At 38.4% G+C, this 11,411-nt stretch carries 8 protein-coding genes and 1 rRNA gene; all 9 read left to right on the top strand.

All coding sequences use genetic code 11. The features are described 5' to 3' along the window. Window positions 1–12 precede the first annotated feature (12 nt). The 9 genes from rrf to IC621_RS21550 all read left to right on the top strand — a co-directional run bounded on the left by rrf (window position 13) and on the right by IC621_RS21550 (window position 11,405). Window positions 13–128, top strand: a 5S ribosomal RNA gene (gene rrf, locus IC621_RS21590). Window positions 129–1,467: 1,339 nt separating this feature from the next. Then, complete coding sequence (locus IC621_RS21585) at window positions 1,468–2,124, top strand: MgtC/SapB family protein (RefSeq protein WP_449810102.1); 657 nt, start codon at window positions 1,468–1,470, stop codon at window positions 2,122–2,124. 126 nt (window positions 2,125–2,250) lie between these two features. Continuing rightward, window positions 2,251–2,712, top strand: coding sequence for a CtsR family transcriptional regulator (locus IC621_RS21580; RefSeq protein ID WP_191161343.1), 462 nt, complete (start codon window positions 2,251–2,253; stop codon window positions 2,710–2,712). A 17-nt stretch (window positions 2,713–2,729) separates the two neighbouring features. Further along, complete coding sequence (locus IC621_RS21575) at window positions 2,730–3,284, top strand: UvrB/UvrC motif-containing protein (protein WP_191161341.1); 555 nt, start codon at window positions 2,730–2,732, stop codon at window positions 3,282–3,284. Beyond that, entirely contained in the window at window positions 3,285–4,382 is a 1,098-nt protein-coding gene (locus IC621_RS21570) for a protein arginine kinase (RefSeq protein ID WP_191161339.1), read from the top strand. Beyond that, window positions 4,379–6,820, top strand: a complete 2,442-nt coding sequence (gene clpC / locus IC621_RS21565) for an ATP-dependent protease ATP-binding subunit ClpC (protein WP_191161337.1) — start codon at window positions 4,379–4,381, stop codon at window positions 6,818–6,820. The genes IC621_RS21570 and clpC overlap by 4 nt, the downstream gene beginning before the upstream one ends. A gap of 830 nt (window positions 6,821–7,650) precedes the next feature. Continuing rightward, complete coding sequence (radA, locus tag IC621_RS21560; RefSeq protein WP_191161335.1) at window positions 7,651–9,027, top strand: DNA repair protein RadA; 1,377 nt, start codon at window positions 7,651–7,653, stop codon at window positions 9,025–9,027. Between the two features lie 4 nt (window positions 9,028–9,031). Next, window positions 9,032–10,111, top strand: coding sequence for a DNA integrity scanning diadenylate cyclase DisA (disA, locus tag IC621_RS21555; protein ID WP_191161333.1), 1,080 nt, complete (start codon window positions 9,032–9,034; stop codon window positions 10,109–10,111). Window positions 10,112–10,301: 190 nt separating this feature from the next. Then, window positions 10,302–11,405, top strand: coding sequence for a PIN/TRAM domain-containing protein (locus IC621_RS21550; RefSeq protein WP_191161331.1), 1,104 nt, complete (start codon window positions 10,302–10,304; stop codon window positions 11,403–11,405). The last annotated feature ends 6 nt before the right edge of the window (window positions 11,406–11,411 follow it).

Genomic DNA, 11,411 nt, shown 5'->3' with positions numbered 1-11,411 from the left:
CTCAAACATTTATCTGGTGATGATGGCGAAGAGGTCACACCCGTTCCCATGCCGAACACGGAAGTTAAGCTCTTCAGCGCCAATGGTAGTGAGGGGATTCCCCTTGTGAGAGTAGGACGTCGCCAGGTTCATAAGGAAAAGAACAGCTGAGTGCTGTTCTTTTTTTGTTTTAGAAAGTTTTAAATGGATAACAAGGATAAAAGGTGAATGGTCGTTGTCAGTCTTTTACCGTCATCGAAGCCATCCACCACAATTGGGAGCATCTAACGAAAAACAGGGAATTTTGTCGAACAATCGATATTTGGGAAATTTCGAAGATAAATCTGTGGTTTTCGAAGATTTAGTAAAAATTTCGAAGATAAAGGGTTCATTTTCGAAGATAACTTGTTTTCCATTCCGCTCTTCGCGTCATTTTTCCATAGAACCCCTTTATGAAGGCGCTTTCCCCATGAAAATCAAATTTGGAGGGATAAAAGGATGACAAATACGGAAAGTTCCTCAAAATTATCAGCTATTCTTTGATACTTTCTCCTTTCATCCCCAAATCCCATTCATAAAAGAATAACTATATGTTATAAGATGGTAAATGAACACTCTTCCTCCCTAGCTCGACGATGTGCTTAAGCCAAAAGATTACATTTTCTTATGGGTATGGAATAGGAAGTACAAGAACCCAGCGCCTCCCAGGATCCCTGCAATTTTCGTAGTCACCCGCCAAGCCAATATAGACACTTTCCGGCCAATATCGTGGATTGGCGGAAAGTAATATCGCTTACTTGGCAAGTGAATTCCAAGAATAAGCCACTAAGTTTGAAGAATAGGACACTAAATTTCCACATAGGGAAAGAAAGCGAGGGGGTCAAGACAATAAAAAGGATCAAAGGCAAATAAATATGAAAATCAAAAGAAGCATAACAGGATATTAATATGAGCTGCCTGTTTGCGAATTTTTGGTATTCAAGATTTGACCTACCCGCCCCAAATTAATCTATATAAGTTAATTTGCTTTAATAATAACGAGTTCTCCCTTTTGGTTTCTCGTACCCCCATTTGTTAATCAAGGTCATGGTATACAAGGGCAGGTGGCAACAATAGAGGCGTTTTTAGGCTTGATACGAAATATCCTTTTTATTAGCAAAATGTATAGTCAACCAAAAGGCTTTTCCTGGTTAGATGAAATCTAGCCGCTTTACTAACTCTGCTCTATTTATCCGTTTAGCTAAGCATATTTAAATTTTCTGTGAAAGTGTTTGCTAATTTAAAACAGGTTTCAGGTGGAACAAAACAGTGAAAAATAGATATAGCTTAAAAAGTTGACTGGACTTAAGTCCGGTTTATTATCTTTTGAAGGCTAAAGAGACAAAAAAAGAGAAATATAGAGTATTTATAGAGAGATAGATAGAAAATGGAGGGGCTTATTGGATGGAGGAACTAATTGAAATTTATAATGAGAATGAATTGTTAATGATGATTGCCCGGGTTATTTTAACTGCTATTTTATGTGGTTTTATCGGGCTGGAAAGAGAAATGAAGCAGCACCCAGCTGGTTTTCGAACTCATTTACTTGTTGGGGTGGGAGCCTGCTTAATGATGCTTCTTTCATTATATGGTTTTGAGGAATATTTAGATGATTATTCTAATGTGCAGTTTGACCCTGCCCGAATCCCCTCCTATGTCATTAGTGGTATTGGCTTCTTAGGAGCTGGGACGATAATGGTTAAAGGAGCTACGATTAAAGGTCTTACTACGGCAGCGTCAATTTGGATTGTGGCTGGGCTTGGCTTGGTGATTGGAGCGGGGATGTATTCGATTGCTCTATTTACAACATTTGTAGTTTTATTATCTCTAATATTTTTAAATAAAATGGAGCTGGTAATGAATCGTAATTCAGAACGTAAACTTCTAAAAGTTGTCATCCGATCGAAAGCAGAGCATATTGAAAAGGTTGTTAGTTTGTTGCACCAAAAAAACTTGACTGTTCATAAAATGCAATTGGTATCTGTGAAAAAAGATAAGGAATATAATATATTAATTCATTACTTACTTGAAATTGATGCACCTGCAGAAAAAAGCAGACTGATGTTTTCGTTATTGGAGCTTGAGGAAGTAGAAAAGATTATGTAATGGGTTTTATCCTACTTTCAAATGGCAATAAATAATACAGTACAATATAGTTGAAAATTTTTTAAGTCCGATTTATAGTAAAATTAAAGTCAAATATAGTCAAAGTCAAGTGGAGGAGGAGGCGGAGTGCGAAATATCTCAGATATTATTGAACAATATTTGAAACAAGTTTTAGATAGGAACGGAAAGGAAATAGTTGAAATAAAGAGAAGTGAAATAGCAGATAAATTTCAATGTGTTCCCTCGCAGATCAATTATGTGATCAATACGCGTTTTACGATTGAAAGAGGGTATATAGTCGAGAGTAAACGCGGCGGCGGGGGTTACATCCGGATTATTAAAGTGCAAATAGGCGATGATGCACATCTAATTAATCAGTTATTAGAATTAGTTGATAAACACTTGACTCAAGTCTCAGCTGAGAATATTATTTTACGTTTAGTTGAGGAGAAGGTGATAACCGAGAGGGAAGCAAAAATTATGTTGAGTGTTGTTGACCGTTCAGTACTTTATGTGGATTTACCATTAAGAGATGAATTAAGGGCAAGAATGATAAAAGCGATGCTTGTTTCCCTTAAATATGAATAATTAGGCAGGTGAAAAAGTTGATTTGTCAGGAATGTAAAGAACGGCCGGCAACTTTTCACTTTAAAAAAGTTGTGAACGGGGAAAAAAATGAGGTGCATATTTGTGAACAATGTGCCCAAGAAAATAGTGAGGTTTTTCTTTTTGATGGAGGAAACGGTTTTTCTATCAACAATTTATTATCAGGCTTATTGAATTTTGATAGTCCATTTGCTGCCAAACCTGAAAAAAGCTTTGTGCAAAACCAGGAAGTGCTTCAATGTCCAAACTGTAAAATGACATTTCAACAATTTACGAAAGCTGGGCGTTTTGGTTGTTCGGAATGTTACAAAACGTTTCACCATCAGATTACACCGATATTAAGAAGAGTCCATAGTGGAAATACAGCACATGCAGGAAAAATTCCTAAGCGGATAGGCGGCAATATCCATCTGCAAAAACGTATAGAGGATTTAAAAAAGGAATTGCAGGAGCTAATTGCTCAGGAGGAATTTGAGAAAGCTGCACTAATAAGAGATGATATCCGATCTTTAGAAAACGATTTGAAAAGGATGAGAGAGGAGGACCGTGAATAGATGTCGCTCCAACACTTCATTAACCAGGCGATGAGCGCTTGGATGAGTCAGGAAGGTCCTAATGCAGATATCGTATTAAGCAGTAGAATCAGGCTCGCTAGAAACATTGAAAAATATCGATTTCCAACCCTTTCTTCAAATGAAGAGGCAAAAGAAATCCTTAAGCTTTTTGAAGAAAAATTTACAGAAGAGAGTTTTGATGAGTTAGGAAAATTTGAATTTATCAAGGTCGATGAAATGCAGCCGATCGAAAAAAGGGTTTTAGTAGAAAAACATTTAATTAGTCCACATTTAGCTGAGGATTCACCGTTTGCAGGTTGTTTACTTTCCGCAAATGAAGAAGTGAGTATTATGTTGAATGAAGAAGACCATATTCGCATACAATGCTTATTTCCGGGGCTTCAATTAAAAGAGTCCTTGAAAGTTGCAAACGAGCTTGATGATTGGATTGAAAAAGAAGTAGATTATGCTTTTGATGAAAAAAGAGGGTACTTAACAAGCTGCCCCACGAATGTTGGAACAGGTTTAAGAGCCTCCGTCATGATGCATCTGCCAGCCTTAGTATTAACTAGGCAAATGAACAAAATTATACCTGCAGTTAATCAGCTTGGTCTGGTTGTAAGAGGTATCTATGGAGAAGGCAGTGAAGCTCTTGGAAATATTTTTCAAATTTCCAACCAAATAACTCTTGGAAAATCTGAGGATGATATTGTAGACGATCTTTTAAGCGTTGTTCAGCAGTTAATTGGCCAGGAAAGATCTGCTCGTGAAGCATTGTATAAAACATCCCAGATACAACTGGAAGATCGGGTGTATCGTTCATATGGGGTATTGGCTAATAGCCGTATTATTGAATCAAAAGAGGCTTCGCGGTGTCTTTCAGATGTTAGATTAGGAATTGATCTTGGCATTTTAAAGGATATTTCAAGAAATATATTGAATGAATTAATCATCTTAACTCAACCTGGTTTTCTTCAGCAATATTCAGGCGGAGCTTTAAGACCTAATGAAAGAGATATTAGAAGGGCTACGCTCATAAGGGAAAGGTTGAAAATGGAACAGGATCAAAATAAGCGGACGGAGGATGATGACTTATGATGTTTGGGAGATTTACGGAGCGCGCACAAAAAGTATTAGCACTGGCTCAAGAAGAAGCTGTTAGATTAGGCCATAATAATATTGGAACAGAACATATCCTGTTAGGTTTGGTTAGGGAAGGTGAAGGGATAGCTGCCAAAGCTCTCCAAGCGCTTGGTTTAGAATCTGAGAAGATTCAAAAGGAAGTTGAGAGCTTGATAGGAAGAGGACAAGAGATTTCTCAAACCATCCACTATACACCAAGAGCGAAAAAAGTAATTGAATTATCGATGGATGAAGCTAGAAAGCTTGGTCATTCTTATGTAGGAACAGAGCATATTCTGCTTGGTCTTATTCGTGAAGGAGAAGGTGTAGCAGCAAGAGTTTTAAATAATTTAGGTGTAAGCTTAAATAAAGCACGTCAACAGGTTCTTCAGCTGCTCGGAAGCAATGAGTCTTCTTCAGGGCACCAAGGGGGATCTTCTAATAATGCGAATACGCCGACATTGGATAGCTTAGCTCGTGATCTAACTGCAATTGCCCGCGAAGACAGTCTTGACCCTGTTATTGGACGCAGTAAAGAAATTCAACGGGTCATCGAAGTTTTAAGCCGAAGAACGAAGAACAATCCAGTTTTAATTGGGGAGCCTGGAGTGGGAAAAACAGCGATTGCAGAAGGATTAGCTCAACAAATTGTTAGTAATGAGGTACCGGAAATATTGCGAGATAAACGTGTCATGACGCTTGATATGGGGACAGTTGTAGCAGGCACAAAATATCGAGGAGAATTTGAAGACCGTTTAAAGAAAGTGATGGATGAAATCCGCCAAGCGGGTAATATCATTTTATTTATTGATGAGCTTCATACATTGATCGGAGCAGGCGGAGCTGAAGGAGCGATTGATGCTTCCAATATTCTAAAGCCGTCATTAGCCCGTGGGGAACTGCAATGTATTGGTGCTACAACTTTGGATGAATACCGAAAATATATTGAAAAGGATGCAGCTTTGGAACGCCGCTTCCAGCCAATTCAGGTGGATGAGCCGTCAGTCGATGAAAGCATTCAAATATTAAAAGGCTTAAGAGACCGTTATGAAGCCCATCACCGTGTATCTATTACAGATGAAGCAATTGATGCTGCTGTAAAGCTGTCTGACAGATATATTTCAGACCGCTTTCTCCCTGATAAAGCAATTGATTTAATTGATGAGGCTGGATCTAAAGTACGTTTGCGCTCTTTTACTACCCCGCCAAATTTAAAGGAATTAGAGCAAAGGCTGGAAGAAGTTCGCAAGGAAAAGGATGCTGCCGTACAAAGTCAAGAATTTGAAAAAGCAGCGTCTTTAAGAGATACAGAGCAACGCCTTCGTGAACAACTTGAAGAAACGAAGAAAACCTGGAAAGAAAAGCAAGGTCAAGAAAATTCGGAAGTAACGGTTGAAGATATTGCAATCGTTGTATCAAACTGGACTGGGGTTCCTGTTTCAAGAGTGGCTCAAACTGAAACAGATAAGTTGCTGAATATGGAGGGAATTCTTCATTCTCGAGTTATCGGGCAGGATGAGGCGGTTGTGGCTGTGGCTAAGGCCGTACGCCGTGCCAGAGCAGGCTTAAAGGATCCGAAGCGTCCAATTGGGTCTTTCATCTTCTTAGGGCCAACTGGAGTCGGTAAAACAGAGCTAGCTCGTGCGTTAGCTGAATCAATCTTTGGTGATGAAGATGCAACGATCCGCATTGATATGTCAGAGTATATGGAAAAACACTCAACATCTCGATTAGTTGGCTCGCCTCCTGGATATGTAGGATATGATGAAGGTGGACAGCTGACAGAAAAAGTTCGCAGAAAACCTTATTCTGTGGTTCTGCTTGATGAAATTGAAAAAGCACATCCCGATGTGTTCAACATCTTGCTTCAGGTATTGGAGGATGGCAGGCTAACTGATTCCAAAGGCCGTACAGTCGATTTTCGAAACACGATTGTCATCATGACATCCAATGTAGGGGCAAGCGAGTTGAAACGAAATAAATATGTAGGCTTTAACGTTCAAGATGAAAACCAGACTTATAAAGATATGAAAGACAAAGTCATGGGTGAATTGAAAAAAGCATTCCGTCCTGAGTTTTTAAACCGTATTGACGAAATCATTGTGTTCCATTCGCTAGAAAAGAAACATTTAAAAGAAATTGTTTCCCTCATGTCTGATCAACTAACAAGACGTTTAGTTGAACAAGATATTGACCTTGAACTGACAGATCCTGCAAAAGAGAAAATTGCAAATGAAGGCATTGATCTAGAATACGGAGCTCGCCCTTTACGCCGTGCAATTCAAAAACACGTAGAAGATCGCTTATCTGAAGAGCTATTAAAAGGCAACATCCAAAAAGGTCAAAAAATTATTCTAGATGTAGAAGAGAACGAATTTGTTGTAAAAACAGCAGAAAAGCAAATAGCAGAATAATAATCAGGCCTTTTTCTAAAAAGATCGTTATTTTTGAAGTGAAAATCAATTAAACAAAGTCAATCGTTTTGACTTCGATTGCTTCTATTTCGCCAATCATTTCAGGAGAGACAAAAGTTCTTAGAGTAATGAACCTTGTTCAATCTCTGGAGAAGCTTTCGAAAACAGAAATAAAAACATTTGGAGGCATACAAAATGAATTTCGTATGCCTCGCTTCTTTATTAGTGAAGAAAGTTTAAGTTAATTAAAGTATTAACGTGATAAAGAGTGGTATCTTTGTCCAGCTCTCGAGCGCCATCGGTCCTTAGGTCTCAGGGCCATCCGCCCGAGAAGGTTAAAGAACAACCTCCATGCCGGCTCGCCTTGTGCTTGTCGCCAAAGGACTAGCGCTTTGCACTTTTCGTTCTTTTGAATTAGGATTATATAAATTTGATAGAGTATTGATGTCATATTATTTTGGCTTGGCTCCAGCGCACTAACTCAGGCTATCCTCATAAGGAAGAAGAGAAACCTTTCTGCGATGAATTTCGTCTTATATTTGACAGAACTATTAAAGCGCACTGTACTTGTGTTCTCAGATCAGAAAGTTTAAGTTAATTAAAATATTAATGTTTTTAAGCTTTCTATCGATGTCCAGCTCCAGGTGCCATCGATCCTAAGGTCATAGGCCAATCCGCCAAAGAAGGGTAAAGAACAACCTTCAAACCGGATTGCCCAAATGCTTGTCGCCGAAGGACTCGTGCCTTGCGCTTTTCGTTCTTAACCTCCTATTTCTAATTATCATTTCTATTTATCAATTGAATCTAGTAATAAGAGAGGATATTCTTTCATGGCAAAAACAAAATCTAAATTTATCTGCCAATCTTGTGGCTATGAATCTCCAAAGTGGATGGGAAAATGCCCAGGCTGCGGTGCGTGGAATACAATGACTGAAGAAACAATGAAGTCCACGGCTTCGGGCAGAAGAACAGCGTTTGCTCATTCCGCTCAAACGATGCAAAAACCTTCTCCTATTACAAGTATTGAGACAACACAAGAGGCACGTATTTACACGAATATGGGAGAGTTCAACCGTGTATTAGGAAACGGGATAGTTAAAGGGTCACTTGTATTGATCGGGGGGGATCCTGGAATTGGAAAGTCTACTCTTCTCCTGCAGGTATCTTCCCAATTAGCAGATAGCGGCCATGATGTGCTCTATATATCTGGTGAGGAATCCGTAAAACAAACAAAATTACGGGCCGATCGTTTAGGGATTACTTCTAAACAGCTGTATGTACTTTCAGAGACTGATATGGAATTTATTTCTAAATCCATAGAAGAAACAAATCCCAGTTTTGTAGTAGTTGACTCCATTCAAACTGTTTATCAAAGTGATATTAGCTCAGCCCCCGGAAGCGTCTCACAAGTACGCGAATGTACGGCAGAGCTAATGAGAATTGCGAAAACAAAAGGCATTCCTATTTTCATTGTGGGACATGTGACAAAGGAAGGATCAATTGCAGGTCCGAGACTATTAGAGCATATGGTGGATACGGTCCTTTATTTTGAAGGAGAGCGTCATCATACATACCGTATTTTAAGAGCTGTAAAAAACCGTTTTGGTTCAACAAATGAAATGGGTATTTTTGAAATGAATGAGATTGGGCTCGAAGAAGTCTTAAACCCTTCTGAAATTTTCTTAGAAGAACGTTCCATCGGTGCAGCGGGCTCAACAGTTGTTGCGTCTATGGAAGGAACAAGACCAGTCCTTGTCGAAATACAAGCATTAATATCACCAACCAGCTTTGGAAATCCAAGGAGAATGGCTACCGGAATAGATCATAATCGGGTTCCTTTATTAATGGCAGTTTTAGAAAAACGAGTAGGGTTATTGCTTCAAAATCAGGATGCTTACTTAAAGGTGGCAGGAGGAGTCAAGCTTGACGAGCCAGCAATAGATTTGGCAGTCGCTGTTAGTATTGCTTCAAGCTTTAAAGATGTTGCTCCGAAGCCGTCAGATATCATTATCGGTGAGGTTGGTTTGACAGGAGAGGTAAGGAGAGTATCAAGAATTGAGCAGCGGGTTCACGAAGCAGAGAAATTAGGATTTAAACGAGTGATTATACCTGAAGCAAACATAGGCGGATGGAATATACCGAGCGATATACAAATAATCGGTGTGAAAAATGTAGCTGAGGCCCTGCAAATTACTTTAGGGGGATAAAAGAATGGTTGAAAAAGAGAAGAAATTAGCAGGTAAAAATTTAACAGATATTCTTCAGTTTATTGCTCCAGGCACACCCATCCGGGAAGGAATTGAAAATGTGCTCCGGGCAAAAACTGGAGGTCTAATTGTTATGGGTTATAATGAACGAACAAAAGAAGTTGTCGATGGAGGGTTTTATATTAACTCTTCGTTTTCTCCAGCTCACCTATATGAACTTGCAAAAATGGATGGTGCAATTATTTTAAGTGATTCAGGCCATAAAATTTTGTATGCGAATGCACAATTGGTACCAAACTCTACGATCAGCTCTTCGGAAACAGGGATGAGGCATCGCACAGCTGAAAGGGTAGCTAAACAAACTGGTAATCTCATAATTGCCATTTCCCAAAGGAGAAATGTCATTACCCTATATTATGGAGATATCCGCTATTCCTTGAAAGATATTGGAGTTATCCTTACAAAGGCCAATCAAGCTTTGCAAACTCTAGAAAAATATCGGGCAGTTCTTGAACATTCATTAAGAAATCTAGGAGCACTTGAATTTGAAGAGCTTGTTACCTTTAGAGAAGTACTGCAGGTTCTGCATCGAATGGAAATGGTTTTGCGAATTAAGAGTGAAATAAATGATTATGTAAATGAACTTGGAACAGAAGGGCAGCTTGTTAGGCTTCAGCTTAGAGAGCTGTTGACAGAACTAGAAGAGGATGCAGCTCTGCTGATTAAGGATTACGTTTTTGAAAAGGTTCAGGATCCTTTTGCTATCCTCCAGCAATTACAGGAATTATCTAGCTTCGAGCTTCTTGAAGACTCTGTTCTTTTAAAGCTTCTAGGGTATTCTCATTACACCAACCTTGAGGATACAGTTGTTCCGAGAGGGTATCGCGTTCTTCACAAAATTCCGAGACTTCCATCAACTGTTATTGGAAATCTAGTAAATAAATTTAATAATTTGAAACTTATTTCAAGCGCATCCGTAGAACAACTTGACGATGTCGATGGGATAGGAGAAGTTCGTGCAAAGAAAATCAAAAAAGGGTTAACGAAACTTCAAGATCAATATTTACTTGACAGGCAAATTTAATGAATTTTTCGTGAATAGGTTTTATTTTCACTTATTTGGGTTATATTAATCTTGTTTTTCTATTTGTGTATAAAGTGAGAATTCAAAACAATTACAGCTTGGTTTCAAACTGGTTACATTTTGGGAAAACTATTTAAGAGACGTTTTAATTCATATAAATTGTTTATAATGGATAAAAGGAGGTGAAGGTATGTTAAAGCGGATTGTACAAGTTTTATTCCTTATTACCGGAGGAGTTTTAGGACTTTTCTTATTACCTGAATTAATTGCAAGGTTAAATATGCAAGACATACCTTTTATTACTACACCGTACGTACTAGCTATACTGGGAGCAATTCTTTTTTATATTGCCACTTTTTGGTTGGTTGATTACGTTGTAAATTGGATTAAAGTGTTCGAAGAAGCACTTGTAAAAGCTCCAGTGACAGATGTTCTATTTGGAAGCTTAGGTTTAGTAACCGGACTTATTATTGCTTTTTTACTTGTAAATGTTATTCCATTCAAAGATATCCCATATCAGATATTTAGTACAATTATTCCGATCTTTTTAACTTTGTTATTAGGTTATCTAGGCTTTCAAGTTGGTTTTAAGAAAAAAGATGAGCTTGTTAACCTATTTTCTATACCTGTCCGCATGAATAGTAAGAAAAAAGGGGCAGGGGAAGAGGAAGTTGAATTAGAAGAGAAAAAGCTGAAAATCCTTGATACAAGTGTTATTATTGATGGAAGGATAGCAGATATTTGTCAAACAGGATTTTTGGAGGGTACAATCGTTATTCCTCAATTTGTTTTAGAAGAGCTTCAGCATATAGCGGATTCCTCTGATGCACTAAAGAGAAATCGCGGCCGCAGAGGGCTCGATATTCTGAACCGGATTCAAAAGGAATTAGCCATTAAAGTTGAAATTTATGAAGGCGATTTTGAAGAAATTCAGGAAGTAGACAGCAAGCTCGTTAAATTAGCGAAGCTTACTTCCGGAGTGGTTGTCACAAATGATTTTAACTTAAATAAGGTTTGCGAATTGCAAAAGGTTGCTGTTTTAAATATTAATGATTTGGCGAATGCAGTTAAACCTGTCGTTCTTCCTGGGGAAGAGCTCAATGTTCAAGTCATCAAAGACGGTAAAGAGCAAAATCAAGGTATTGCTTATCTAGATGACGGAACGATGATTGTTGTGGAAGAAGGACGAAACTATATTGGCAAGCATATCGATGTTTTAGTAACAAGTGTACTGCAAACATCTGCTGGACGAATGATCTTTGCTAAACCGAAATTATTGGAGAAGGCGCTATAGGGGAGA

This window comes from Metabacillus arenae (assembly GCF_014773385.1).
In the GTDB taxonomy this organism is placed as follows: Bacteria; Bacillota; Bacilli; order Bacillales; family Bacillaceae; genus Metabacillus_D; species Metabacillus_D arenae.
Note: the sequence above shows the minus strand (reverse complement) of the source record. Positions and strands in the feature narration are given on the sequence as shown.

What these genes read in the sequence shown, in the direction of transcription:
- disA (WP_191161333.1), top strand. Translation starts at nt 9,032, where the DNA reads ATGGTTGAAAAAGAGAAGAAATTAGCAGGTAAAAATTTAACAGATATT.
- clpC (WP_191161337.1), top strand. Translation starts at nt 4,379, where the DNA reads ATGATGTTTGGGAGATTTACGGAGCGCGCACAAAAAGTATTAGCACTG.
- IC621_RS21585 (WP_449810102.1), top strand. Translation starts at nt 1,468, where the DNA reads ATGATTGCCCGGGTTATTTTAACTGCTATTTTATGTGGTTTTATCGGG.
- IC621_RS21550 (WP_191161331.1), top strand. Translation starts at nt 10,302, where the DNA reads ATGTTAAAGCGGATTGTACAAGTTTTATTCCTTATTACCGGAGGAGTT.
- IC621_RS21570 (WP_191161339.1), top strand. Translation starts at nt 3,285, where the DNA reads ATGTCGCTCCAACACTTCATTAACCAGGCGATGAGCGCTTGGATGAGT.
- radA (WP_191161335.1), top strand. Translation starts at nt 7,651, where the DNA reads ATGGCAAAAACAAAATCTAAATTTATCTGCCAATCTTGTGGCTATGAA.